A 24,005-nucleotide genomic window follows, 5' to 3' on the forward strand; every position below is an offset into this window, starting at 1 on the left:
CGCTACGGCAATGGCGATGTGCGCGACTTCATCGCGCAGAACGCGGCCTTCGACCCGCCGACCTACGAGCCCGCCAACTTCCGCGAGCGCGTGCTGCAGGTCTCGCAATGGATGGACGCCACCAACCAACAAGAACGCGCTGGCGCCGTTCGCCGAGATCGCGTCCAAGCCCATGTGCCAGTACCCGCTGTATCCACGCGACACGGGACGCGCAGCGGCGCCTCGGCCGCCAGCTGAGCGCGAGCGACGAAAAATAGTCGCTTCCGACGATGCCGTCTCCGGGTAGCGGTCACTACCGTGGCCGCTCCCAACAACAACGGAGACGACATGCACCACCCCATCCAGCGCCGCGCCCTGATGCTCGCGCTCGCCGCGGCACCGTTGGCGGGCCGGGCCCAGGCGAAGAAGTACGGCCCCGGCACCAGCGACACCGAGATCCGCATCGGCCAGACCCTGCCCTACAGCGGCCCGGCCTCGGCCTATGCGCAACTCGGCCGCGCCGAGGCCGCGCACTTCAAGTCCCTGAACGACAACGGCGGCATCAACGGCCGCAAGATCGTCTTCCTCTCGCTGGACGACGGCTACGCGCCGCCCAAGGCCGTGGAGCTCACGCGCAAGCTGGTCGAACAGGACGAGGTGGCGCTGATCTTCGGCGTGCTGGGCACATCCGTGAACGTGGGCACGCGCCGCTACCTGAACCAGAAGAAGGTGCCGCAGCTGTTCATCTCGGCCGGCTCGGACACCTTCGCCCAGCCAGAGCAGTTTCCCTGGACCATGGGCTGGCAGCCCACGCTGCGGGCCGAGGCCCGCTTCTACGCGCGCAGCATCCTCGCCGAGCGGCCGGACGCGAAGATCGGCGTGCTCTACCAGGACGACGACTTCGGCAAGGAGCTGCTGGCCGGCCTGACGGACGGCCTGGGCGACAAGGCCAAGCAGATCGTCTCGGCGCAGAGCTTCCAGGCCACCGACCCGACGGTGGACTCGCAGCTCATCACGATCAAGGAAAAGGGCGCGGACACGCTGATGCTGTTCGCCTACGCGCGCCATGCGGCCCAGAGCATCCGCAAGGCCGCCGACCTGCGCTGGCAGCCCGACATCTACCTGCACCTGGGCTCGGCCTCGGTCAGCGCCACATTGGCGCCCGCGGGCCTGGACAACGCCACGCGCGTGCGCACGGCCGGCTTCATCAAGGACATCACCGACCCGCAGTGGGCGAACGACCCGGACCTGGCGCCCTTCGTCGCCACGATGAAGAAGTACCAGCCCGACGCCGACCTCAACGACGCGCTCTACACCATGGGCTGGGCGATTGCGCTCACGCTGGAGCAGGTGCTGCGCCAGTGCGGCGACGACCTCACACGCGAGAACATCATGCGTCAGGCCGCCAGCCTCAAGGACTGGCGCAACCCGGCGCTGCTGCCCGGCAGCCTGATCAGTACCAGCCCGACCGACTACCGCGTGGTCGAGTACATGAAGTTGCAGCGCTTCAACGGAAAGACCTGGGCTTTCGTCTAGGAATGGTGAACAGCAGCATGCCCCGTAAAATGATGAGAATCATTCTTATTGTCACGGGATCTGCACGATGTTCGACCATGCCGGCACGCCGGGCGACGCTGCGGCCGGCCAGGCACCGGCCGAGGCGCCGGTGCGCGTGCTCGTGGTCGACGACCACGAGGACATCCGTGTGCCGCTGGCCACCTACCTGCGCCGCTGCGGCCTGCAGGTCGCCACGGCCGGCAGCGCGGCCGCCATGCACGCCCAGCTGGCGGGCAGCCCCGTCGACCTGGTCGTGCTCGACATCATGCTGCCCGACGCCAGCGGCCTGGACCTGTGCCGCACCATCGGCGGTGCGCTGGGCCTGCCCGTCATCCTGCTGACGGCGCGCGCCACGCTGGGCGACCGCGTGGCCGGCCTGCAGACCGGCGCCGACGACTACGTGGTCAAGCCCTTCGAGCCCAGCGAGTTGCTGGCCCGCATCCACGCCGTGCTGCGGCGCCAGGCGCGCACTGTGCTGCCGGCCGCGCGCAGCAGCTGCCTGGTCTTCGACGGCTGGACCTTCGACGTGGCGCGGCGCGAACTGCGCGACCGGGCCGGCCAGGACGTGCCGCTCAGCGAGGTGGAATTCCAGCTGCTGCTGGTGCTGGTGCAGCACGCCAACGAGGTGCTGAGCCGCGAGCGCCTGCTCGACCTGACCCAGCGCGGCGAGCAGAGCGTGTTCGACCGCAGCATCGACAAGCAGATCAGCCGGCTGCGCCAGAAGCTCGAGGCCGACCCGCGCAAGCCCGCGCTGATCAAGACCGCCTGGGGCAACGGCTACATCTTCGTCGCCAACGTCAGCGCACGCGCATGAAGCTGTGGCCGCGCAGCATGGCGGGCCAGCTCGCCGCCCTGCTGCTGCTGGGCCTCTTGGCCACCCATGTGCTGGCCATCGTGGCGCTGCAGTACAACGCCCAGGTGCTCAACCCGGTGGCGCGCGACCGCGTGCTCGAGCGCCTGGCCATCACCTGGCGCGTGCTGCAGCTCACCGATGCCGAGGATGTCCAGGAGGTGCTGGACACGCTCAGCACCGCGAGCGGGCGTTTCTGGCTCGACGCGCAACCGCCGGTGGCGCACGACCACCCGCCCTCGGCCGAGGAGGAGCGCATGCTGCAGGCGCTGGCCGCCAAGCTGCCCCAGGTGCCGGCGGATGCCATCCGCGTGGTGCTGGACGTGCCGCCCGGCGGCGCCTTCGCGGCCTTCGAGGTCGAGCTGGGCTGGTCCATCCTGACGCTGGAATCGGCCGTGCGCCTGCCCGACGGGCGCTGGCTGCATGCGCGCCAGCTGCCGCTGGCCGGCTACCAGTGGTGGCGGCTGCTGCGCTTCTCGCTGCCCACGAGCACCCTGCCGGTGCTGGCCATCGTGCTGTTCTTCGTCTGGCGCATGCTGCGGCCGATCAAGGCGCTGGCCGATGCTGCCGAGCGCGTGAGCCGCGGCGAGCGCATCGCGCCGCTGCCGCTGGTCGGCCCGCGCGAGGCACGCGAGGTCTCGGCCGCGTTCAACCTCATGCAGGACAAGCTCACGCGCTTCATCGACCACCGCACGCAGCTGCTGGCCGCCGTGAGCCACGACTTCCGCACGCCCATCACGGCGCTGCGGCTGCGCGCCGAACTCGTGGACGACGCCGAACAGCGCGCGGCCATGGTGCGCACGCTCGACGAGATGCGCGTGATGGTGGAGCAGACGCTGGACTTCGCGCGGGACGACGCGGCCAGCGAGCCCACGCGCGCGGTCGACCTGCGCGAACTGCTGCAGCAGGTGGTGCAGGAGCAGCGCGCGCTGGGCCACGACGTGGCGTTGGAAGACGGGCCGGCCCTGCCCTACCGCGCCCGGCCCGTGAGCCTCAAGCGCGCCGTGGCCAACCTCGTGGACAACGCGGTGCGCCACGGCCGGCAGGCGCGCCTGGGCCTGGCGGCCGCGGGTGGCGTGCGCATCACGGTGGACGACGCGGGGCCGGGCCTGGACCCTGGACTGCTGGAACAGGTGTTCGAGCCCTTCTTCCAGCTGGACCCGGCCCGCAACCACCAGGGCGGCGGTGTGGGCCTGGGCCTGTCGATCGCGCGCTCCTGCGTGCGCGCCCACGGCGGCGAGGTGGCGCTGGCCAACCGGCCCGAGGGCGGGTTGCGCGCCACGGTCAGCTTGCCCTGATGTGAAGAGAAGCCGTCAGGCGATCCTGACGGCCGTCCCCGCCTTTTCCAGAACGCGCAGGGCGACGCCCTTGTGCGCAAACCATTGCGTCAGCGCTTGCGCCCGGCCGGGGTCCGGTGCCGCCTGGGCCGGATGCACCAGCTCCTGCATCAGCAGGAGCTGCAGGATCTGCAGCAGCGCCCCGGGCTGGCCCGCAAAGGCCGGCAGCTGCACCAATTCGGCGAATGAGGCAGGACCGGCCGCCAACCGCTGCAGCAGCGCGCTGACGAGCGCCTGCGGCACCTCGACCGGGCCGATGGGCGTGGTGAACGCCACCGGCCCGCTGGCCGGGGCACCGGGCATGGCCTGGAACACCGTGGCACCCAGCTGCGCGGTGTGCGCCTCCTGCCCCAGCGGCCGGGCGCCGCGCTGGAACAGGTCCATGCGCTGGTGGCTGTTGCGCGCCATGTCCTTGAGCGTTTCGGCCAGGGCCGGGATCTGCGTCTGCCGCACCACGGCCTGCAGTTGCCCGGGGATGGACAGCGCCACGTCCAGGTTGTTGAACACGTCCGCGTTGCCCAGGTAGTCCAGGCCCAGCGCGCCGACCTGCCGGTGCACGTCGACGCCATGCTGGGGCTGCCAGTGGTCGGTCAGGAACTCGTGGGCCAGGTGGTGCGGGTCCTTGTTTTGGAGCACCTGGAGGTGCCGCAGCACGCCGGGCCGGTCCGCGAACATGCCGCGCTCGGCCAGCTGGCGCAGCAGCTTCAGGCCCATCTGCAGCTGCCGGGCCGAGTCGCCCGGCACATGCGGCGCAAACAGGTTCAGCACATGCTGCAGCGCCTGCAAGTCGGTGGAGCCCGGGTGGCACATGTAGTGCAGGTAGAACAGGCCGCCAGGCGCCAGCTGCGCCTGCACGCAGGCCAGCAGGCCGGCGCGGTGCTGCGGCGCGATCCAGGACCACACGCCGTGCGTGGCCAGGAAGTCGAAGGGCGCGGGCCGGCTGGCGGCGAATTCGGTGAAGCCGGCGTGGACGAACGTGATGTTCGTGAGGCCCGCCGCCTGCGCTGCCTCGCGCGCGGTGCGCAGGTGCCGTTCGTTGGCATCCACGCCGACGAACGCGGCCTGCGGATGGCAGGCCGCCGCCACCAGCAGGTTGATGCCCACGCCGCAGCCCAGCTCGCCGTAGCGGAAGGGCCGCGCCACATCGGGCGCGCCGAACCCCAGCAGGCGCGCCACGCAGGCCAGCCACACCGGCTGCATCTCCTTGTAGAAGAAGGCCGGGTAGTCGACATCGGTGGTGTAGCCGTCGGCCCGCTGTGCCATCAGAAGCGCACGTTCAGGGCGACGCTGTAGCGCCGGCCATCCAGCACGTAGGCGAAGCCGTCCTCGGGCGTCACGGTCTTGTTGGTCAGGTTGTAGACGCCGAAGCGCAGCTTCACGTCCTTGGTGACGTCATAGACCGCGCCCAGGTCCAGGAAGGTGTAGGCCGGGTAGCGCACGTCGTTGGTCGCCGAGCCGCTGGCGTTGGTGGTCCGGCCCGAGGTCTTGCCGCGGTAGTTCAGCTGCGTCCACAGGTTCCACTGGGCGGCAGCGCGCCAGTCCAGCGCCACGTTGAACATGTGCTCGGGGATGTCGTTGAGCGGCTTGCCGGCGTTGGTGCCCGAGGTCTGCTCCGACTCCGCATAGGTGTAGCTGTGGCGGTAGGTCAGCTCGCGGTTGATCTTCCAGTCCAGCGTCCACTCCACGCCCTGCAGCTCGGCCGAGTCCACGTTGGTCATGGTGGTGTAGCCGAAGGGGTGCGCCGGGTAGGTCACGCCGCCCCATTCGCAGACCACGTTCTGCGCGCAGATGCGGCCGGTGCGCAGCAGCTTGTCCTTGAACTTGCTCTTGTAGACCGTGAGGCTGCCGGACAGGCCGGTCTGCTTGCTGCCGTAGTTCAGGCCGATCTCGAAGTTGCGCGTGGTCTCGGGCTTGAGGTCCGGGTTGCCGATGATCACGCCGCCCATGGAGGTGCTGCCGAAGTCCGTGGCGGCCGAGCGCAGTGCGGGCGTCTTGTAGCCCGTGGTCAGGCCGCCCTTGAGCGCCAGCTGCGGCGTCAGGTTGTAGACCGAGTAGACCTTGGGGCTGAACTTGCCGCCGTAGGTGTCGCTGTGGTCGTAGCGGCCCGACAGCAACAGCGCCAGGTCGTCGGTCAGCTGCCAGTTGTCTTCCAGGAACACGGCTTTCTGCTTGCGCTCCATGGTCACCACGTCGGTGGGCACCACGATGCCGGGCAGATTCAGGCCGTTGGTCGAACCGTCCTGCAGTTCCTCATGCTTGTAGTTGGCGCCGGCCGTGACCGTGTGCCTGCCCAGGAAGAAGGTGGCCTGGGTGTTGGCGCTCAAGGTGTCGAAGTCGATGCCGTTGCCGGTGGTGGCGTTGACACGCGTGGGGTTCTCCGAGGTGTCGTAGTTGAGGTAGGTTTCCCACAGCATGTCCTTGTAGCGGCCTTCGTGGGTCACGAACAGGTTGTCGCGCACGGCCTTGCTGTAGCTGGCGGCGTCGTCCACGGCAAGGCTCTTGCCCGGGTTGTGCCAGCGCTGCTGCGTGGTGCGGCCACCGCCCAGCGTGAAGGTGTTCTGCGCGTCCAGCCGCAGGCCCAGCTTGGCACCCAGGTTCTGGTTGCGGAACTTGGGATCGGCCGCGGTGTTGTCGTCGCCGCCGACGAAGTCCGCTTCCTTCTGGTGGCGGAATCCGCCGGTCAGTTGCAGCGAGAGCACATCCTTCTTGATCGGCATGTTCAGGGCCACGCTGCTCGTCCAGCCGGCATTGGTCACATCGTTGCCCGCGCCGGGGTGGATGTATTCGCTGGTGACGCTGCCGCTGAATTCGTTCACCACCTTCCTGGTGATGATGTTGACCACCCCGCCGATGGCGTCCGAGCCGTACAGCGAGGAAGACGGGCCGCGGATCACTTCGATGCGCTCGATGGAGTCCAGCGGCGGCAGGAAGGCGATGGGCGCGCCGGTCGAGGTGCCGTTCAGCCCGAAGGCCTGGTTGTCCTGCTGCGGCCGGCCGTCCACGAGGAACAGCGTGTAGTCCGAGCTCATGCCGCGGATCATCACGGACTGCTCCACGCCGCCGCCCTGGATGTGCACGCCGGGGATGTTCTTGAGCACGTCGGTGACGTCGGTGTAGGACTTCTTGGCGATCTCGGCCGCGGTGATCACGCTGATCGAGGCCGGCGCGTCCTTGACGCTTTGCTCGTAGCCGCCAGCCGTCACGGTGATGGCGTCGAGCTGGCCCACGCTCTCAGCGGTCTGGGCTGCGGCATGGTGGGCCAGCAGCATGCCGGCGGCAACGGCGGTCGCCGTGAGCGGAAAACGGAACGTGGACATGGACTCTCCAGAAACAACAAACAGCGTCCGGCAGCCGGGCACGGCTGCGCCCAGGCAGACCGGCGGCCCGGCTGCACAATCGGCGAAGAAGGTGGATGTGCAGGCGCTCGGCGCGCTGCGCTGGCGGGGACTCCCACCGCATCCAATTGAGAATGATATGCATCGGCATGCTGCAAAATTTGTCAACTTGTGACAGCACGACACGGCATATGACGCCGTGCCACAGGAGGCTGCGATGGCCATGAAGCTGGTGGTGATGGGGGTGTCGGGTTGCGGCAAGTCCTCGCTGGGCGCCGCGCTGGCGCAGGCGCTGGGCGGGCCATTGATCGAGGGCGACGACCACCACCCGCCGGCCAACCTGGCCAAGATGGCGCAGGGCATCGCGCTGACCGACGAGGACCGCTGGCCCTGGCTGGAACAGCTCGGCCAGCGCGTGCGCGACGACGACGCGGCCAGCGTGGTGCTGACCTGCTCGGCCTTGAAGCGCCGCTACCGCGACCTGCTGCGCAGCTACGTACCCGGCCTGCAGTTCGTCTTCGTCGACATCAGCCAGGCCGAGGCCCAGGCCCGCGTGGGTGCGCGCCAGGGCCACTTCTTTCCGGCCCAGCTGGTGGCCAACCAGTTTGCGGCGCTGGAGTCGCCCGTCGGCGAGCCCGGCGTGGTCCGCGTCGATGCCCTGCTGCCGCTCGAGGCCCAGCGCGACGCCGTGCTGCGGCAACTGGCGCCCAACCCCTGAAGGAGATGCACCCCATGGCCCACGGCACCGCCCGCCCCGCGCTTGCGCAGTTCGACCTCACGGGCCGCCTGGCCCTCGTCACCGGCTCCAGCACCGGCATCGGCCTGGCGCTCGCGCGCGGCCTGGCCGGCGCCGGTGCGCGCGTGGTGCTCAATGCGCGCAACGCCGACAAGCTCGAGCGGGCGGCGCAGGCGCTGCGGCACGCGGGCCTGGAGGTGCTGACGGCCGCGTTCGACGTGACCGCGGGCGAGGCCGTGCGCGCCGCCGTCGACCGCATCGAGGCCGAGCACGGCGCCATCGACATCCTCGTCAACAACGCCGGCATGCAACGCCGCGGCCCGCTCGACCAGTTCGAGCAGGCGCACTGGCACGAGATCATGAAAACCAATGTGGACAGCGTGTTCCTGGTCGGCCAGGCCGTGGCGCGCCACATGATCCCGCGCGGGCGCGGCAAGATCGTCAACGTCTGCTCGGTGCAGAGCGAGCTGGGCCGCCCCGGCATCGCGCCCTACACCGCCAGCAAGGGCGCGGTGAAGATGCTGACCAAGGGCATGGCCATCGACTGGGGCCGCCACGGCATCCAGGTCAACGGCCTGGGCCCAGGCTACTTCAAGACCGAACTGAACCAGGCGCTGGTCGACGATGCCGCGTTCTCCGACTGGCTGGTCGGCCGCACGCCTTCCAGGCGCTGGGGCGAACTCGAGGACCTGACGGGCGCGGCGATTTTCCTGGCCAGCGATGCCTCACGCTTCGTCAACGGCCACATCCTGTACGTGGACGGCGGCGTGACAGCCCAGCTCTGAGGGCCTGCTCACTGCGCCAGCGCGGCGCGCAAGGGTGTGGCCGAACTGTCCGGCGACTGCAGCGCCCCGGGCGCCACGCCGGCGCTGCGCACCGCGTCGTGCAGCGGCTGCGGCGCAGCGAACAGGTAGCCCTGGTAGCCATGGCAGCCGATGCGGCGCAGGAACGCGAACTGCCCCTCGGTCTCCACGCCCTCGGCCACCACGCGCAGCCGCAGGCTGCGGGCCAGCGAGACGATGGTGCGGGCGATGGCCGCGTCGTCCGGATCCGTGGTGATCTCGGCGACGAAGGACTTGTCGATCTTGAGCTGGTCCAGCGGCAGGCGCTTGAGGTAGCTCAGCGAGGAGTAGCCGGTGCCGAAATCGTCCAGCGCGAAGCGCACGCCGACCCGGCGCAGCGCCGCCATGCGGGCGATGGTGGCGTCCAGGTCGGCGTGCAGCATGCTCTCGGTCAGCTCCAGCCGCAGCCGGTGCGGGTCGGCGCCGCTGCAGGCCAGCGCGCGCTGCACGCTGGGCACGAAGCCGTCATCGCGGAACTGGCGTGCGCTCACGTTGACGGCCAGCGTCCAGCCGCGCGTGGCCGGGCCCTGCGCCCAGCGCGCCAGTTGGGCGCAGGCCTGGTCCAGCACCCACTGGCCGATCGGCAGGATCAGGCCGGACTGCTCGGCCAGCGGGATGAAGTCGGCCGGCGACACCAGGCCACGCACCGGGTGCACCCAGCGCAACAGCGCCTCGAAGCCGCCGACCTGCCGATCGGCCTGCACGATGGGCTGGAAGTACAGGCGCAGTTCGCCGCGGGCCTGGGCCTGGCGCAGGTCGGCCAGCAGGCCGGCGCGGGCATTCACGTCGGCCTGCAGCGCCGGATCGAAGAAGCAGACCTGGTTGCCGCCTGCGCCCTTGGCCTTGTAGAGCGCCATGTCGGCCTGGCTGAGCACCTGGTCCACGCTCTCGTCGCGCCCTTGCAGCAACACCACGCCCGCGCTCAGCGCGGCGTGCACGCGGTCGCCGTCCAGGAAGTACGGCTGCTCCAGGATGCGGCGCAGCTTCTCGCCCAGGTCGGCCGCGCGCAGCGTGGCCGCGGACAGGTCGGCGCCCAGATCGCCGAGCAGCAGCACGAACTCGTCGCCACCGAGCCGCGCCACGGTGTCGCTGCGGCGCACGCAGGACTGCAGGCGCTGCGCCACCAGGCGCAGCAGGGCGTCGCCCTGGCCGTGGCCCAGCGTGTCGTTGACCTCCTTGAAGTTGTCCAGGTCGATCAGCACCAGCGCGCCGGGCAGGCCATGGCGGCGCGTCCGGCCCAGCAGCTGCTCCAGCCGGTCGTGCATGAGGCGCCGGTTGGGCAGGCCCGTGAGCGTGTCGAAAAAGGCCATGCGCTGGGCCTCCTCCTCGGCCCGCTTGCGCTGGGTGATGTCGGTGCGGATGGCGATGTACTGCTCGGGCCGGCCGTCGGCGTCCAGGAAGGGCACGATGGTGGTGGACACCCAGTACAGCGCGCCGTCCCTGGCCCGGTTGCAGATCTCGCCATGCCAGACCTGGCCGCCGGCGATGCAGCGCCACATCTCGGCGAAGAAGCTCTCGGGATGCCTGCCTGAGTGGATGACGCGGTGCGTGCTGCCGACGAGCTCCTCCCGTGCGTAGCCCGAGATGGCGCAGAACTTGTCGTTGACGCGAAGGATCACGCCGCGCGCGTCCGTCACGGCCACGATGGCATGCGCGTCCAGCGCGGCATTGAGTTCGCTGACCTCGCGCATGCAATTCGCGCAGCTGGCGCTGCATGCTGCGCGCAGCGGCGATCGACAGGATGCCTTGTTCCCCCTGGGCTTCGGGATGCATGTGCACCATCGGTCAGCGGGGAGCGTGGAGCGCGGGCACGGCCGCACCGGTGCGGAACACCGAGACTGTCTGGACCAGCTCGCGCGCCTGGCTGCGCAGGCTGGCGGCAGCCGCCGCCATCTGCTCGACCAGGGCGGCGTTCTGCTGGGTGGCCTGGTCCATGTTTTGCACCGCCTCGCCGATCTGCACCACGCCATCGCTCTGCTCGCCGCTGGCGGCGCTGATCTGCGCCATCAGGTCGGTCACGCGGCGGATGCTGGCCACCACCTCCTGCATGGTGCGGCCGGCCTCGTCGGCCAGCGCACTGCCCTGCGCGACCCGGTCCACGCTCTCGGTGATCAGGCCCTTGATCTCCTTGGCCGCCTGCGCGCTGCGCTGGGCCAGGCCGCGCACCTCGCCGGCCACCACCGCGAAGCCGCGGCCCTGCTCGCCCGCGCGCGCAGCCTCCACGGCGGCGTTGAGCGCCAGGATGTTGGTCTGGAACGCGATGCCGTCGATGACCGAGATGATCTCGGCCATCCGGCGCGCGCTTTCGTCGATGCCCTGCATGGTGCTGACCACCCGCCCCACGACTGCGCCGCCGCGCTCGGCGACGCCGGAGGCGCCGCGGGCCAGCGCATCGCCTTCGCGCGCGCTGTCGGCGTTCTGGCGCACGGTGGCGCTGAGCTGCTCCATGCTCGCGGCCGTCTGCTGCAGCGCGCTGGCCTGGCTTTCGGTGCGGCTCGACAGATCCTGGTTGCCCTGCGCGATCTCGGCGCTGGCGTTGGACACCGCATTCGAGCCCTGGCGCACGCGGTCGACGATCTGCACCAGGTTGCCCTGCATGGCGGCCAGCGACTGCAGCAACAGCGCCACCTCGTCGCGCCCACGCACGTCCAGCGCCCGCGTGAGGTCGCCGCCGGCGATGGCGCCGGAGACCTCCACCGCGTTGCGCAGCGACCGCGCGATGCCGCGCACCAGCGCCACGCCGAAGACCAGCGCGAACAGCACGCCAGCCACCAGCAGGACCAGCGTGGCGGTGCGCACCGCCTCGTAGCGGCTGTGCGAGGCGTTGAACTCCTTGAGCCCTTCGTCGAACTGCACCTGCACCAACGCCACGATGGGCTTGCGCACCTCCTCGTACAGGGGCGCGAGCCTGTCGTCATTGATGCGGCGCGCCTCCTCGTAGCGGCTGGCCAGCAGGGCCTCTTCCATCGGCAGCAGGCCTTCGGCCAGGAAGCGTGCGCGCGCGGCCTCGAAGGCCTTGGCCATCTCGGCTTCCTCGGCGGTCATGGCCGAGGCCATGTAGCGCTTCCAGTGCCTGTCGATCTCGCGCGTGTTGGCCTCCATGCTCTGCAGCCGCGCGCGCGTGGCGTCGGTGCGCTGGTCGACCAGTGCGCTGGTGGCTTCCATGCGGTTGCGCAGCGTCAGCCGCTGGACCTCGGCCAGCTCGTGCAGCGGCTCCATGCGATCGTGGAAGACGGTTTCGAAGGCTGCGTTGGTGCGGCCCATGCCCAGCAGACCGATGGCGCCGATGCCCCCCATCAGCACCACGAGGATGCCGATCAGAAGAGCCAGGCGCGAGGAGATCTTGAGTTTGTTCATGTATGCCTTGTTGCTACCAACCGGAGAAGCCCGCGTGCCTGCATTCGTTGCCCATAAGGCCACAAAGCACGGTACACGGGGACAAGGAGCGACCTTGCATTCTTCTACGCATCACCGTCGCCGGGAACACCTCCGGATCATGCGTTGCAATCAACACAATGGTCTTGACCTTGGTCAAAGTTGATGCCGGTCATGTGCGCGCGGATGCAGCAGCCGGGGCCGGACAATGCCGCGATGAACGACGAAGCACTTTCTCCCGCGGCCGACGGCCCAGTCCAGCAAGCCCGCCTGTGGCGTGACGAGCGCTGGACCGCCGAAGTCATCAAGAACGAGGACGACGACGGCTGGGCCGTGTCCATGACCTTGCGTGGCGAGGCCGAGCCGGCCCTGGTCGGCCCCTGGACCATGGGCCGCGACAAGAAGAACCCCAAGCCGCTGGACGCTGCGGCCTTCCACACGCTGGTGAAGACTGCGGCCGAGGTGCTGCGCCGGCACGAGCAGCAACTGCATGCGCGGCTGCACAAGGAGGTGAGCGTGGGCGCGGGCTCCGAGCGCATCCGCGTGGCCCTGACCATCGTGCCGGACGAGGAGTACCCCTATGCGGTGCTGACGGCGCAGGACGAATCGGGCGAGACCCTGGGCCAGGCCCGCGTCGCGGCCGATTTCAAGCTCAGCGCGGACAGGGCCGAGGCCTGGATCGACAGCGGCTACGCCGCGCGGGTGCGCTGAGCAGGCCCAGGAGCACGGTGAGCGCCTGCTGTCTCAAACCACGAATCGCCGCAGGCGCCGGTACGGCAACCTGTGCTCGTGGTTTGACGCACGCTGTCGCAGAGCAACTCTCGTGGCATGAAGCACGCCTGGGGCAGCAAGCACCTCGTGGTTTGAGGCACGCTCCCTGTACTTGCCTGTCGGGGTTTGAATCACGCCACAGCGCGCACCGTCCTTCGGCAGATGAATCAGCTCGCGTCGTGGGATGACGCTGGCCCCATCGCGGGATGAAGCGGACGCACTCGTCGGATGAGGCGCAGCAACTCGGCGAATGAATCGGAAGGCCTTCTAAATTTCTCATTGCAATCAATGACTTGCAAAAGTATTGGCACCCCGCTAATCACTCTTTAATCGGTCTCTAATCCTTTCTTATTAATCAAATTCTTAATCCGCAAACGCAGCCGCCGTCGATTTCGGCTTGCCGGAATCGATGGCGGAAGGGGTCCGGGGCTTGCCCCGGGCGGTTTCTGGCGCGTGGGCATGCGCGATCGGGTGCGCAAGAAACGGTCTCAAACCACGACAACGGCAGGTCTTCGAACCGGCGTCAAACCACGACAGGCAGGCCTGCTTCAAACCACGATCCAGCCCGCTTGTCGCCCTGGTTCGCCCCAAGCCTGCCTCAACCGACGACAGATCGGGCTTCCAGGCGGCCCGCACGCGGGCTGGTCGACACCACAGGCTGTCTCAAGACACGAACAGCTTGATTCAAACCACGAGACTCCTGCCTCAAGCGACGACAGGCGGCTGCTATCGTCGCGGCCCGATGACCGACCTCGCCACTCTTCCCAAGTCCAAACGCAAGTCCCACGGCATGCTCCTCGCCGGGCCGACCCAACTGCCGCTGTGGGGCGAACGCGTGCGTGGTGCGCCCAATGCACTGGCCCGCTCGGCCCTGTTCACCTGTGCAGACAAGCGCAAGCCGCGCCGCAGCTTCGACCGCCAGGTCATCGTCTCGGTGGCCGGCCAGGAGATCCGCTACACCGGCAAGGAACTGCGCCAGGACGACCTCACCGTGTGGCTGCAGGTCGTCCACCTGGCCCGCATGCAGCCCATCGGCGACCAGGTGGAGGTCTCGGCCAGCTCGCTGGGCGTGGCCATCGGCTGGGGCAACAGCGGCGACACCTACAAGCGCCTGCGCGATTCCATCGCCCGCATGCGCGAAGGCTCGGTCTGGGTCGACAAGCCCAACGGCAAAGGCTTCTCGGGCAACCTGATCATGCGGCTGGAGTGGTCGGATGCGGGCTCCAAGTCGCGCGAGAAGTGGCGGCTCTACCTCGACCCCAACATCCTGGAGCTGTTCCAGCCCGATGCCTTCACCTTGCTCAATGGCGAGGAGCGCCTGGGCTTGACGCCGCTGGCGCAATGGATCTACGGCTTCTTCAGCACCCACGAGACACCGTTTCCCTACAAGGTCGAGACCCTGTTCGGCCTCAGCGGATCGACCGCGACCTGCCTGTCGGGCTTTCGCCGCAACCTGCTGGAAGCGCTGGATGTGCTCAAGGAGCGCCGGCTGATCTCCGACTTCATCTACGACACCAAGACCAAGACCGTGCATGTGCTGCGCCGCCCGCACATGCCCGTGGTCGAGGGCCCGCTCGCAGCCTGAGGACTCCTGCCTCAAACCACGAGGCAGCACTCGTGGTTTGAGGCAGAACCCTGGGCAGCCACCCTGCGGCCCTGTGCCTACTCGGGGTTTGAAGCAGACCCCGTTTTCCGCCCGTGCTACGGCTGCCGCCGCGCCAGATGCCGGTACACCGTGCTGCGGTGCACGCCCAGCAGACGCGCCGCCTGCGCCACATCGTTGCCACTGACCTCCAGCGCCTGCGCGATCGCCGACCGGGTGGCATCGCGCAGGGACTCCGTCCCCGCAAGCGGCCGGTCGAACGCTTCGGCAGGCAGCGCCGGCGCTGCAGGGACCGGCATGGCGTCGCGCAGGGAAGCCGGCAATTCGTCCAGGCCCACCTGGTCGCCCTCCTCCGCCAGCGCCACCAGCGACTTCAGCACGCTGCGCAGCTCACGCACATTGCCGGGCCAGCTGTGCGCGGCGAGCCGGTCCAGCACCTCTTCGCGCAGCCGCAGGCGGCGCTGCTGGCCACCGAGTTCGTCGAACAGCCGCGCGATGAGCGCGCGCCGGTCGGCCCGTTCGCGCAGCGCCGGCACACTGGCCGTGAAGCCGGCCAGCCGGTACATCAGGTCGGCCCGGAAACGGCCGGCCTGCACCATGGCCTGCAGGCTCTGGTGCGTGGCGCAGACCAGGTCGAAATCCACCGCCACGGGCCGGCCGCCGCCGAGCGGCACCACCACGCGGTTCTCCAGCACGCGCAGCAGCCGGCTCTGCAGTCCGATCGGCATCTCCCCGATCTCGTCCAGGAACAGGATGCCACCATCGGCCTCGCGCACGCGGCCCGGGCTGCCGCGCTTGCGCGCGCCGGTGAAGGCGCCGTCCTCGTAACCGAACAGTTCGGCCTCGATCAGGTTCTCCGGCAGCGAGGCACAGTCCAGCGCCACGAACGGGCCGGCGCTGCGCCGGCTGGCCGCATGCAGGCGGCGCGCAAACACGTCCTTGCCGCTGCCGGTCTCGCCGGTCACGAGCACGGGCACGCCCTGGTCGAGCACGCGCGCGGCCTTGGCCAGCAGCGGCGCCACGGGGTCGGCATCGGGGCCGACGTCCTGGGCCTCGCTGGCGCGGCGGCGCGGCGCCGCATGCAGCGGCGCGCCCAGGCGCTCGACCACGCCCGCGATCTGGCGGCCGCCGGGCAGGGTCAACAGGCCGCGCTGGTGCTCCAGCCGGCCCCAGTCGCGGCCCAGCAGGTCGCGGATGTCGCGGTCCAGCAGGCCGGCCCAGTCGCTCTCGAACAGCTCCAGCGCGAGCCGGTTGGCAGCGGCGATGCGGCCGTCGGTGATGACCAGCATGGCTTCGCGCGGCGTGCCGATCAGGCTGGGCCGGGCATGGAAGCGCAGCACGTGGCCGTGGGCACCGGCCAGCAGCATGCGGTGCTCGACCTGCTGGGCCGACATGCGCACCAGGCCCAGCGCGTGCTGGTTCACGCGCTGCGTGTCGCCCGAGATGTCCAGCAGGCCGGCCACCGCGCCGCGGCCGTCCAGGATGGGCGCGGCGGCGCAGCCGAGCTGGGCATAGGGCGCCAGGTAGTGCTCGCCGCCCAGCACCATCACGGCATGGCGCTCGACCAGGGCTGTGCCGATCGCATTGGTGCCGCGCAGGCCTTCGGACCACTCCACGCCCGGCTTGAGCGCGATGCGTTCGGCCTTGGGCAGGAAATCCGGGCTGCCGATCTCGTGCAGGATCAGCCCGCTCGCATCGGTCAGGATCACCACGCAGCCGTTGCCGGCGGCGTGCTCGGCCAGGCCGTCCAGCTCGGGCTGGGCACAGGCCAAGAGGCGCAGCGACTGCTCGCGCCGTTCGTCGAGTTCGCCCTGCGTGATCGGCTCGAGCTGCGGGTGCTGCCAGGGCAGGTGCCGGCTGCGCTGCCAGGAACGCGCGATGGGCTCGGCGACGCCGGTGGCCTCGCGGCCCTGGCGGAAGAACAGTTCGCGGGCCAGGGCGATCGGATCGCACCCGTCGAGCGGGTGGGCCGGGGCGGGGGCGTCCGTCATGGCGTGTCTCCGTTGTGCAAGGTCCGGGCTGGCATCGTAGCGGGCGAGGCCCTGGCCGGTTTGTCGCAAGTTGCGAATTTTCCTGTCGCTTTCCCCGGGTCGCACTGCGGCGGCGCCGCAGCTAGGCTGGCGCCATGGCGATGGATCTTCAACGCCGGCGCATCCTGCGCCAGGCGGCCGCGCTGTGCAGCGCCGGGCCGGCCTTCAGTGCGCACGCGTCGGCCGGCGCACGCGTGGTCGTGGTCGGCGGCGGCTTTGCCGGGGCCAGCTGCGCCGGCGCGCTCAAGCGGCTGTGGCCGCGGCTGCAGGTGCTGCTGTTCGAGCCGCGGCGCCGCTTCGTGGCCGGGCCGATGGCCAACGCCATGCTGGCCGGCCTGCGCGATCCGGCGGCGGTGTCCGCCAGCCCGGCCGGGCTGGCGGCACTGGGCGTGGACTGGCGCGCCGAGGCCATCGCCGAACTCGACCCCGTGCGGTTGCGCGTGCGCGACGGCATGGGCCGTTGGCACGCGGCCGACCGGCTGGTGCTGGCGCCCGGCATCGACCTGGTGTGGGACGGCATCGCGGGCCTGGACGCAGGCAACAGTGCGCGGATGCCGCATGGCTGGCTCGGCGACGCATCGATGCGGGCCCTGGGCCAGCGCTTCGCGGCGCTGCGCGACGGCGCGACCGTGCTGATCGGCGTGCCGGCCCATCCCTACCGCTGCCCGCCCGGGCCCTACGAGCGCGCCAGCCTGTTCGCCTGGGCGCTGCGGGGGCGGCGTGCCAAGCTGCTCGTCGCCGACGCCAAGGACGACTTCAGCCTGCGCCCGCTGTTCCAGCGCGCCTGGGGGCGGCTGCCCGGCAGCGTGGAATGGTGGCCGCGCGCCCAGGGTGGCGAGGTCGTGGCGGTGGACACGGCACGCGGCGAGGTGCGCCTGGCCGGCGGCGAACGCCTGCGGCCCGACCTGGCCTGCATCATCCCGGCCCAGCAGGCCGCTGCGCCGTGCCACGCGGCCGACCTGGTGGACGAGACCGGCTGGTGTCCGGTGCAGGCCGACAGCTTCGCCTCGCTGCGCCACGCGGGCGTGCACGTGCTGGGCGATGCCGCCGCGGCCTACCCCTTGCCCAAGTCGGCCATGGCGGCCCACAGCGCCGCGCTGGCCTGTGCCGCGGCCATCTGCGCAGCGCTTCGTGGAGAGGCGGCGCCGCCTCCCCCTGTGCTGCAGAGCCAGTGCTACAGCCTGCTGGCGCCCGAGGAGGCCATCGCACTGCACGGCGACTACGCCGCGCTGGCCGGCCGCATGTCGGCGCTGCAGCAACGCATCGCTGACGATGGCGACGCCGCGCAGCGGGCCCGGGAAGCGCGCGCGGCCCAGGCCTGGTGGCGCGCCCTGCTGCGCGACAGCTTCGCGGGTCAGTGACCCAGCCTGGGCAGGCTGCCGGCCTCCACCGCCGGGTACAGGTGCATCACGGTGCGTTGCCACTCGGCCTGCAGCACCGCGAGCCGGCGCAGCCGCTCGGGCGCCTGCAACCGCATCACCTCGTTCATGTCCAGCCCCTGGGCTGCCGCCTCGCGCAGCGTGCGTTGCACCCAGAGCAGGTAGTCGCGGGTCTGGGCGATGGCCTCGGGGCCGCGCACCACCGGCCCGTGGCCCGGCACCAGCACGCGCACAGGCAGCCGCGCGAGCCGGTCCAGCGCGTCCAGCCAGGCCGGCAGGTCGGCGTCGGCCGTGGTCGGTGCACGCTCGAAGAACACCAGGTCGCCCGCGAACAGGCTGCCCGTGGCCTCGTCGAAGACCGCGAGATCGGCGCTGCTGTGGCCCTGCAGCGCGATCAGCTGCAGCCGGCGGCCGCCGAACGCCACCGCATCGGGCGTGGGCGTGGCCAGCGCGCCAGGCGCCTGCACCGCGGTGCCGGCCATGGCGCTGCCCACGAGCAGGTAGAGGTTCTGGGCCAGCTGGTCGCCGCCCTGCGCGATGCGCTCGGCCGTGGCCGGCAGGGCCTGGACCGGCACGTCGGCATAGGCCTGGTTGCCCAGGAAATGGTCGGGGTGGGCGTGCGTGATGTAGACCTGCACCACGTCGTGGCCGGTCGCCGCCCGCACCGCCGCGCGTTGTGCCTGGCCATAGCGCAGCGAGGCTCCGGTGTCGATGACCACGGTACCGGCCGGCGTGCCGATGAAGCCGGTGTTGGCGATGTCGCCGCCATTGGCGCGGCTGAAGTGCTCGCGCGCACCCTCGAGCACGTAGACGCCATCGGCCACGCGCTGCGGCTGGGGAAAGTCGCGCGCGAACGCCGCGGTGCCGAACAACAGGAGCCCCAGCCCCACGGAGCGGATCTGCCGGATCTGCCTCATGGCACGACCTGCGCCGCGATCCGGTTGCCCTGCGTGTCGCGCCCTTCGATGCGCACGGCACCGCGGTACTGCAGGTCCACGCTCAGCATGGGGTTCTCGGCCACGGGCTCGTGCAGCTGCAGCCGCACGAGCTCCTGCCCCGCGGCATCGCGCAGTGCGAGCCGGTCCACATGGAACACCGGGATGCCGCCGGCCAGGCCCGTGTCCATGGGGTGCACCACGCGCAGGCGCAAGCGGCTCGCGCCGGCGGGCCGCGGCCACAGCCGCGCCGAGACTTCGCCCAGTCGCTCCTGCCAGGCCGCATTGCCGCTGCCCTGGCTGGGCATGGTGCAGCCCCCGCCCGCGGCCGCCACCCAGGCGCCGCCCACGTGCCAGGTGCCGCCCCGCGTGCGCACGGCCGCACGCACCGGCGTCGACTGCTCGACCTTGATGCGCAGGGCCAGCGCCCCACCCGCCCGGCCGGGCCAATAGTCCAGCACCTGCGGGATCGGGTTCAGGTCGGCGAACACGCGCACCTGGTCCACGTCGGCCAGACCGTCGAAACGCACCTCCACGGGCACGGCCATCGGGTCTTCCGCACTGTGCGGCATGGCCACCTGCACGCGCGCATCGAACACCACGGCCTCGCTGCCGAGCATGCGCTGGCGCATGCCGTTCCACAGCGGCGAGCGCAAAGGATCGTCCGCAGCCAGCGCGGGCAGGAGCTGGCCGAGCAGGCACAGCAGCAGCAAGGTTCGCATCGACGCCTTTCCGGTAGGAGCCGCATGCTAGGGCTGCGGCGCGCGCACAGCGTGTCGCAAAGCGCGAATCTTCTCAGCGCTTTCCCCGGGGGCCGCACCGGCTGCGACTACAGTTGCGGCCTGATCCACAGTCCCGCGCGCATGGCACGGGCGCGCAAGCAGAGCACGTGTCGGTCCCAGCGGATTCCCCCTCCATCGCATACCCGCCGCCGTGGCCCCGGCGCCATCCCGGCGCGGGGCTGGTGCGTGGCGTGCTGGGCTCGCTGCTGGTGCACGCGCTGGTGCTGAGCCTGACCTTCGGCAGCGCCGAGTTCGGCCTGCCGGGCCTGGGCCTGCCCTGGCAGGAGCGGCGCGGCGAAGTGCCCGCGCTGCGCGTGGTGCTCGAACCCGCCGCGGCGCCGAGCCCACCGGCACCGGCCGCGCCTGGCACGGACATGGCGCCCGCCGTCGGCCGCCGGGCGCCCTCCCTGTCCGCCGCGCCGTTTGCCGCACCTGCCGCGCCGGCACCGGTGCCCGGCACTGCAGTGCTGGCGATGCCATCCGTCCACACCGGAAGCGACACCACGCAGCAGGCAGCTGCGCAAGACGCGGCAGAACGCCGGGACGCCGGTCTGCAGGCCACCGAGGCCGTGCGTGCCGAGACGGAACGGTTGGAGGCAGAGCGGGCCGAGGCCAGCCGCCAGGCTGCCCTGGAGGCAGCCCAGCGCGCTCAGGCACGGGCACGCGAAGCGGCGCTGGCAGCGCAACAGGAGGCTGCCCGAGCGCAGGCAGCGCAGGCCGAGGCGGCTCGCCTGGCGATGGAGCACCAGGAGGCTGCCGCGCAACAGGCCGAGCAGTTGGCCGCACTGGAACACCAGGACACCGAGCGTCAACAGGCTGCGCGCGCCCAGGCCGCGCAGCAGGAAGACGCCCGGCAGCAGGCCGAAGCGGACCGGCTCGCGGTCGAACGCGCGGCGGCCGAGCAGCAACTCGTCGCGCAGCAGGCGGCCCAGGCCGCCGAATCAGCGCGGCTGCAGGCTGCGCGACACGCTGCCGCGGAACAGGAGCTTGCGCTCCAGCAGGCTGCGCGTGCGCAAGCCGTGCGGCAGGAAACCGCGCGCGCCGAAGCCGCAAGGCAAGCCGCTGCGCAGCAGGAGGCGGAGCGCCAGGAGCGCGCCAGGGAAGAGGAGCAACGGCAGGACGTTGCGCGCCAGGAGGCCGTTCGCGCCGACGCCGAGCGGCAGGATGCCGAACGTGCCGCAGACGCACGCCGGGCCGCCGCGCAGCAGGAGGCCGCGCGCCAGGCGAGCGCGACGGCCGAGGCCGCCCGGCAGGAGGCCCTGCGCCAGGAGGCCGTGCGTGCCGAAGCGGCCCGCCAGGAAGCCGCACGCGAGGAGTCGGTCCAGCGAGAGACCCTGCGCCAGGCCGCCGCGCAACAGGAAGCGGCTCGCCAGGAAAGTGCCAGGGCCGAAGCCGCGCGACAGGAAGCCGCACGCGCCGAAGCCGCCAGGCAGGAAGCTGCGCGGCAGGAAGCGGCTCGTGCAGAAGCCGCTCGTGCAGAAGCCGCGCGCCAGCAGGCCGAACGCGCCGAGGCCGCGCGACAAGCGGCCGCACAACAGGAAGCGGCGCGCCAGGACAACGCCAGGGCCGAAGCGGCCCGGCAGGAGGCGGCACGCGAGGAGGCGGCGCGGGCGCAGGCGGCTGCGCAAGAAGCCGCTGCCCGCCAGCAAGCCGAGCAGCGCCAGGCTTCCGCCGCCAGTGAAGCGGCCCAGCGCGAGGCCGCCAAGCGCGAGGCGGCGCGCGCCTACGAAGCCCAGCGCGAAGAGCGGCTGCGCGCGATCGGCCGGCAGCTGAACGCCGAGGCCGACCAGCGCGCCGCCGCCGAAGCCGCGGCGCGCGCGGGGCCCGACCTGCCCTCGTCCTGGAGCCATGCCAGGCGCGGCCGCAACCTCGCGCGCGGCGATCCGAACGAAGACTTGCGTCTATACGGCGACGCCTGGAGCCGCAAGATCGAACTCGACACGCCCACCGAGCAGGTGCGCGCACTGCTCCAGCAGCCGCACCAGCCCCCGGTCGTGACGGTCGCCGTGCGCCGCGACGGCTCGGTGGAGGCCATCACCTTCGTGCGCTCCAGCGGCGTCGCGGCCATCGACGAGGCGGTGCGCGGCATCGTGCAGGGCCAGGCCAACTACCCGGCTTTCCCGCCCCGGCTGGCGCGCGACTTCGACGTGGTGGAGATCCGCCGCACCTGGCATTTCGACGTGGCGATCCGGCTGTACTAGGCAAACCCCGCGGCTGTCGCAAGCCGCGACAGACGCGTCGCCGCCTGCGCACCGGCGCTGTCGCAATTCGCGGCAGGCCAGTCCGCCCCGCATGCTTCTCCCTCTGAGCACCCCCTCGGTGTTTGTCCCAGGCCCACCGGGCCTGCCGCTTGCACTGGTCCAGGCCAGCCACCGCATGTCGCGGGGCCATCACTGACAGACGGAGTCAACAATGGACATGCTCGAACCCGGCAAATTCGGTACCGCCGTGCCTTTCAAGAAGCGCTATGGCAACTTCATCGGCGGCACCTGGGTGGAGCCGGTGGACGGCCAGTACTTCGAGAACATCACGCCGATCACGGGCAAGCCGTTCTGCGAAGTGCCGCGCTCCAAGGCGGCCGACATCGAACTGGCGCTGGACGCCGCACACAAGGCCAAGGCCGCCTGGGGCAAGACCTCCACCACGGAGCGCGCCAACATCCTCAACAGGATCGCCGACCGCATGCAGGAGAACATCGAGCTGCTGGCCACGGCCGAGACCTGGGACAACGGCAAGCCGATCCGCGAGACCATGGCCGCCGACCTGCCGCTGGGCATCGACCACTTCCGCTACTTCGCGGCCTGCGTGCGCGCCCAGGAAGGCGGCATCAGCCAGATCGACCACGAGACCTACGCCTACCACTTCCACGAACCCATCGGCGTCGTGGGCCAGATCATTCCCTGGAATTTCCCGCTGCTGATGGCGATCTGGAAGCTGGCACCCGCGCTGGCCGCCGGCAACTGCGTGGTCCTGAAGCCCGCCGAGCAGACGCCGGTCTCCATCCTGGTGCTGGCCGAACTGATCGGCGACCTGCTGCCGCCCGGCGTGCTGAACATCGTGAACGGCTTCGGCGTGGAGGCCGGCAAGCCGCTGGCATCGTCCAACCGCATCGGCAAGATCGCGTTCACGGGCGAGACCACCACGGGCCGGCTGATCTCGCAGTACGCCAGCCAGAACCTGATCCCCGTGACGCTGGAACTCGGCGGCAAGAGCCCCAACATCTTCTTCGCCGACGTGCTCGACAAGGACGACGGCTTCTTCGACAAGGCGCTCGAAGGCTTCGCGATGTTCGCGCTGAACCAGGGCGAGGTCTGCACCTGCCCGAGCCGCGCGCTGATCCAGGAATCCATCTACGACCGCTTCATGGAACGCGCGCTGGCCCGCGTGAAGGCCATCAAGCAGGGCAGCCCGCTGGACATGGCCACCATGATCGGCGCGCAGGCCTCGGGCGAGCAGCTGGAGAAGATCCTCTCCTACCTGGACATCGGCCGCCAGGAAGGCGCTGCCGTGCTGACCGGTGGTGCGCGCGCCCAGCTCGACGGCGACCTGGCCGGCGGCTACTACGTGCAGCCGACCGTGTTCCTGGGCCACAACAAGATGCGCATCTTCCAGGAGGAGATCTTCGGCCCGGTGGTCTCGGTCACCACCTTCAAGGACGAAGACGAAGCGCTGGCGATCGCCAACGACACGCTGTACGGCCTGGGCGCCGGCGTCTGGAGCCGCGACATGAACCGCGCCTTCCGCATGGGCAAGGGCATCCAGGCCGGCCGCGTGTGGACCAACTGCTACCACCAATACCCCGCGCACGCGGCCTTCGGCGGCTACAAGCAGTCGGGCATCGGCCGCGAGAACCACAAGATGATGCTGGACCACTACCAGCAGACCAAGAACCTCCTGGTCAGCTACAGCGAAAGCAAGCTGGGCTTCTTCTGATCTGCTGACACCCCGTTGTGCCCACGCCTGGCGCACCAGGCTGGGCTGCCGCATGCCCGAACGACGACGAGACACCCCCATGAAGATCGCACGCCCCCTGATCGCGGCGCTGGCCCTGGCCCTGGCCGGCAGCGCGTTCGCCCACGGCGACATGGCCCCGCAGGCCGTGGACACCCACACCCTGCCCCAGCTCGGCGACAAGCCGCTGGACGACAACCCCTACAGCCCGACCGGTAGCAAGGCGTCTGCCAACGGCGAGGCCGTGCGCATCGGCAGCTCGGCCTACAACGCCAACTGCGCGCGCTGCCACGGGCTGGAGGCCAAGTCCGGCGGCATCGCGCCCGACCTGCGCAAGCTCAACGCCGACTGCGGCGATGCCAAGAAGCCCGACAAGGCCTGCATGGCCGAGATGGACCAGTACTTCCTCGCCACCGTGATGCAGGGCCGCACGCGCGACGGCCGCGTCTACATGCCACCGTTCAAGGAGATCTTCACGCAGGAGGCCATCTGGGCCATCCGCAGCTACGTCGACACCAAGAAGCCCGATTGACACAAGTCCAA

General features: G+C 70.5%; 20 protein-coding genes. 13 read left to right on the forward strand and 7 right to left on the reverse strand.

Going from position 1 to position 24,005, the window contains the following annotated elements; all coding sequences use genetic code 11:
- The first annotated feature begins 18 nt into the window (after positions 1–18).
- From ASF45_RS19420 to ASF45_RS19435, 4 genes are all read left to right on the forward strand, one after another.
- On the forward strand, positions 19–237 hold the full coding sequence (locus tag ASF45_RS19420; RefSeq protein ID WP_056666354.1) for a hypothetical protein: 219 nt from the start codon (positions 19–21) through the stop codon (positions 235–237).
- Between the two features lie 90 nt (positions 238–327).
- Positions 328–1,515: an ABC transporter substrate-binding protein gene (locus ASF45_RS19425; protein WP_056666359.1), complete on the forward strand. Its 1,188-nt coding sequence runs from the start codon at positions 328–330 to the stop codon at positions 1,513–1,515.
- Between the two features lie 67 nt (positions 1,516–1,582).
- Complete coding sequence (locus ASF45_RS19430) at positions 1,583–2,350, forward strand: response regulator (RefSeq protein ID WP_082551136.1); 768 nt, start codon at positions 1,583–1,585, stop codon at positions 2,348–2,350.
- Positions 2,347–3,684, forward strand: a complete 1,338-nt coding sequence (locus ASF45_RS19435) for an ATP-binding protein (RefSeq protein ID WP_235580973.1) — start codon at positions 2,347–2,349, stop codon at positions 3,682–3,684. The genes ASF45_RS19430 and ASF45_RS19435 overlap by 4 nt, the downstream gene beginning before the upstream one ends.
- Positions 3,685–3,699: 15 nt before the next feature.
- Here ASF45_RS19435 and ASF45_RS19440 read toward each other — a convergent pair whose 3' ends face one another.
- On the reverse strand, positions 3,700–4,986 hold the full coding sequence (locus ASF45_RS19440) for a class I SAM-dependent methyltransferase (RefSeq protein WP_056666362.1): 1,287 nt from the start codon (positions 4,984–4,986) through the stop codon (positions 3,700–3,702).
- Positions 4,986–7,040 (reverse strand): TonB-dependent receptor domain-containing protein, encoded by a 2,055-nt coding sequence (locus ASF45_RS19445; protein ID WP_056666365.1) that lies wholly within the window; start codon positions 7,038–7,040, stop codon positions 4,986–4,988. Before ASF45_RS19445 ends, ASF45_RS19440 begins: the two co-directional genes overlap by 1 nt.
- On the opposite strand from ASF45_RS19445, the gene ASF45_RS35465 reads away from it, so the two are divergent.
- From ASF45_RS35465 to ASF45_RS19455, 3 genes are read left to right on the forward strand one after another with little or no spacing between them, the layout of a single operon-like run.
- Entirely contained in the window at positions 7,039–7,233 is a 195-nt protein-coding gene (locus tag ASF45_RS35465) for a hypothetical protein (RefSeq protein WP_156473097.1), read from the forward strand. The two genes, ASF45_RS19445 and ASF45_RS35465, sit on opposite strands and share 2 nt — an antisense overlap.
- A 42-nt stretch (positions 7,234–7,275) precedes the next feature.
- The gene (locus tag ASF45_RS19450; RefSeq protein WP_056666368.1) at positions 7,276–7,776 is read left to right on the forward strand and encodes a gluconokinase; all 501 of its coding nucleotides are present in this window, start codon (positions 7,276–7,278) and stop codon (positions 7,774–7,776) included.
- Between the two features lie 14 nt (positions 7,777–7,790).
- The gene (locus ASF45_RS19455) at positions 7,791–8,579 is read left to right on the forward strand and encodes a glucose 1-dehydrogenase (protein WP_056666370.1); all 789 of its coding nucleotides are present in this window, start codon (positions 7,791–7,793) and stop codon (positions 8,577–8,579) included.
- 8 nt (positions 8,580–8,587) lie between these two features.
- Here the strand turns inward: ASF45_RS19455 and ASF45_RS19460 are convergent, their stop codons facing one another.
- Complete coding sequence (locus ASF45_RS19460; RefSeq protein WP_056666378.1) at positions 8,588–10,327, reverse strand: bifunctional diguanylate cyclase/phosphodiesterase; 1,740 nt, start codon at positions 10,325–10,327, stop codon at positions 8,588–8,590.
- A 94-nt stretch (positions 10,328–10,421) separates the two neighbouring features.
- Positions 10,422–11,993 (reverse strand): methyl-accepting chemotaxis protein, encoded by a 1,572-nt coding sequence (locus ASF45_RS19465; protein ID WP_056666381.1) that lies wholly within the window; start codon positions 11,991–11,993, stop codon positions 10,422–10,424.
- Between the two features lie 234 nt (positions 11,994–12,227).
- Here ASF45_RS19465 and ASF45_RS19470 point away from each other — a divergent pair, with 234 nt between their 5' ends.
- Both ASF45_RS19470 and trfA read left to right on the forward strand, forming a co-directional pair.
- Entirely contained in the window at positions 12,228–12,722 is a 495-nt protein-coding gene (locus ASF45_RS19470; protein WP_056667021.1) for a hypothetical protein, read from the forward strand.
- A gap of 802 nt (positions 12,723–13,524) precedes the next feature.
- On the forward strand, positions 13,525–14,367 hold the full coding sequence (trfA, locus tag ASF45_RS19475; protein WP_056666384.1) for a plasmid replication initiator TrfA: 843 nt from the start codon (positions 13,525–13,527) through the stop codon (positions 14,365–14,367).
- A gap of 116 nt (positions 14,368–14,483) precedes the next feature.
- Here the strand turns inward: trfA and ASF45_RS19480 are convergent, their stop codons facing one another.
- The gene (locus ASF45_RS19480; protein WP_056666386.1) at positions 14,484–16,376 is read right to left on the reverse strand and encodes a sigma-54-dependent Fis family transcriptional regulator; all 1,893 of its coding nucleotides are present in this window, start codon (positions 16,374–16,376) and stop codon (positions 14,484–14,486) included.
- 134 nt (positions 16,377–16,510) lie between these two features.
- On the opposite strand from ASF45_RS19480, the gene ASF45_RS19485 reads away from it, so the two are divergent.
- Complete coding sequence (locus tag ASF45_RS19485; RefSeq protein WP_156473099.1) at positions 16,511–17,776, forward strand: FAD/NAD(P)-binding oxidoreductase; 1,266 nt, start codon at positions 16,511–16,513, stop codon at positions 17,774–17,776.
- Here the strand turns inward: ASF45_RS19485 and ASF45_RS19490 are convergent.
- Together ASF45_RS19490 and ASF45_RS19495 are read right to left on the reverse strand one after the other, a co-directional pair.
- Positions 17,770–18,711, reverse strand: a complete 942-nt coding sequence (locus ASF45_RS19490) for a quinoprotein relay system zinc metallohydrolase 1 (protein ID WP_056666392.1) — start codon at positions 18,709–18,711, stop codon at positions 17,770–17,772. The genes ASF45_RS19485 and ASF45_RS19490 overlap by 7 nt on opposite strands.
- A complete protein-coding gene (locus ASF45_RS19495) occupies positions 18,708–19,451 on the reverse strand; it encodes a quinoprotein dehydrogenase-associated SoxYZ-like carrier (protein ID WP_056666395.1) in 744 nt (247 codons plus the stop codon). The genes ASF45_RS19490 and ASF45_RS19495 overlap by 4 nt, the downstream gene beginning before the upstream one ends.
- Before the next feature lie 251 nt (positions 19,452–19,702).
- Here ASF45_RS19495 and ASF45_RS19500 point away from each other — a divergent pair, with 251 nt between their 5' ends.
- The 3 genes from ASF45_RS19500 to pedF all read left to right on the forward strand — a co-directional run bounded on the left by ASF45_RS19500 (position 19,703) and on the right by pedF (position 23,994).
- On the forward strand, positions 19,703–21,712 hold the full coding sequence (locus tag ASF45_RS19500; protein ID WP_156473100.1) for a TonB C-terminal domain-containing protein: 2,010 nt from the start codon (positions 19,703–19,705) through the stop codon (positions 21,710–21,712).
- A 211-nt stretch (positions 21,713–21,923) separates the two neighbouring features.
- Positions 21,924–23,444: an aldehyde dehydrogenase gene (adh, locus tag ASF45_RS19505; protein ID WP_056666401.1), complete on the forward strand. Its 1,521-nt coding sequence runs from the start codon at positions 21,924–21,926 to the stop codon at positions 23,442–23,444.
- A gap of 79 nt (positions 23,445–23,523) precedes the next feature.
- Positions 23,524–23,994: a cytochrome c-550 PedF gene (gene pedF, locus ASF45_RS19510; protein ID WP_056666404.1), complete on the forward strand. Its 471-nt coding sequence runs from the start codon at positions 23,524–23,526 to the stop codon at positions 23,992–23,994.
- Positions 23,995–24,005: the final 11 nt, after the last annotated feature.

This window comes from Pseudorhodoferax sp. Leaf265, from assembly GCF_001422365.1.
Taxonomy (GTDB): Bacteria; Pseudomonadota; Gammaproteobacteria; order Burkholderiales; family Burkholderiaceae_C; genus Pseudorhodoferax.

Coding starts and splice junctions, on each gene's coding strand:
- ASF45_RS35465 (WP_156473097.1), top strand. CDS start 7,039: ATGGACTCTCCAGAAACAACAAACAGCGTCCGGCAGCCGGGCACGGCT.
- ASF45_RS19490 (WP_056666392.1), bottom strand. CDS start 18,711: ATGAGGCAGATCCGGCAGATCCGCTCCGTGGGGCTGGGGCTCCTGTTG.
- ASF45_RS19480 (WP_056666386.1), bottom strand. CDS start 16,376: ATGACGGACGCCCCCGCCCCGGCCCACCCGCTCGACGGGTGCGATCCG.
- ASF45_RS19470 (WP_056667021.1), top strand. CDS start 12,228: ATGAACGACGAAGCACTTTCTCCCGCGGCCGACGGCCCAGTCCAGCAA.
- pedF (WP_056666404.1), top strand. CDS start 23,524: ATGAAGATCGCACGCCCCCTGATCGCGGCGCTGGCCCTGGCCCTGGCC.
- ASF45_RS19455 (WP_056666370.1), top strand. CDS start 7,791: ATGGCCCACGGCACCGCCCGCCCCGCGCTTGCGCAGTTCGACCTCACG.
- ASF45_RS19450 (WP_056666368.1), top strand. CDS start 7,276: ATGGCCATGAAGCTGGTGGTGATGGGGGTGTCGGGTTGCGGCAAGTCC.
- ASF45_RS19495 (WP_056666395.1), bottom strand. CDS start 19,451: ATGCGAACCTTGCTGCTGCTGTGCCTGCTCGGCCAGCTCCTGCCCGCG.
- adh (WP_056666401.1), top strand. CDS start 21,924: ATGGACATGCTCGAACCCGGCAAATTCGGTACCGCCGTGCCTTTCAAG.
- ASF45_RS19445 (WP_056666365.1), bottom strand. CDS start 7,040: ATGTCCACGTTCCGTTTTCCGCTCACGGCGACCGCCGTTGCCGCCGGC.
- ASF45_RS19460 (WP_056666378.1), bottom strand. CDS start 10,327: ATGCGCGAGGTCAGCGAACTCAATGCCGCGCTGGACGCGCATGCCATC.
- ASF45_RS19435 (WP_235580973.1), top strand. CDS start 2,347: ATGAAGCTGTGGCCGCGCAGCATGGCGGGCCAGCTCGCCGCCCTGCTG.
- trfA (WP_056666384.1), top strand. CDS start 13,525: ATGACCGACCTCGCCACTCTTCCCAAGTCCAAACGCAAGTCCCACGGC.
- ASF45_RS19430 (WP_082551136.1), top strand. CDS start 1,583: ATGTTCGACCATGCCGGCACGCCGGGCGACGCTGCGGCCGGCCAGGCA.
- ASF45_RS19425 (WP_056666359.1), top strand. CDS start 328: ATGCACCACCCCATCCAGCGCCGCGCCCTGATGCTCGCGCTCGCCGCG.
- ASF45_RS19440 (WP_056666362.1), bottom strand. CDS start 4,986: ATGGCACAGCGGGCCGACGGCTACACCACCGATGTCGACTACCCGGCC.
- ASF45_RS19485 (WP_156473099.1), top strand. CDS start 16,511: ATGGCGATGGATCTTCAACGCCGGCGCATCCTGCGCCAGGCGGCCGCG.
- ASF45_RS19465 (WP_056666381.1), bottom strand. CDS start 11,993: ATGAACAAACTCAAGATCTCCTCGCGCCTGGCTCTTCTGATCGGCATC.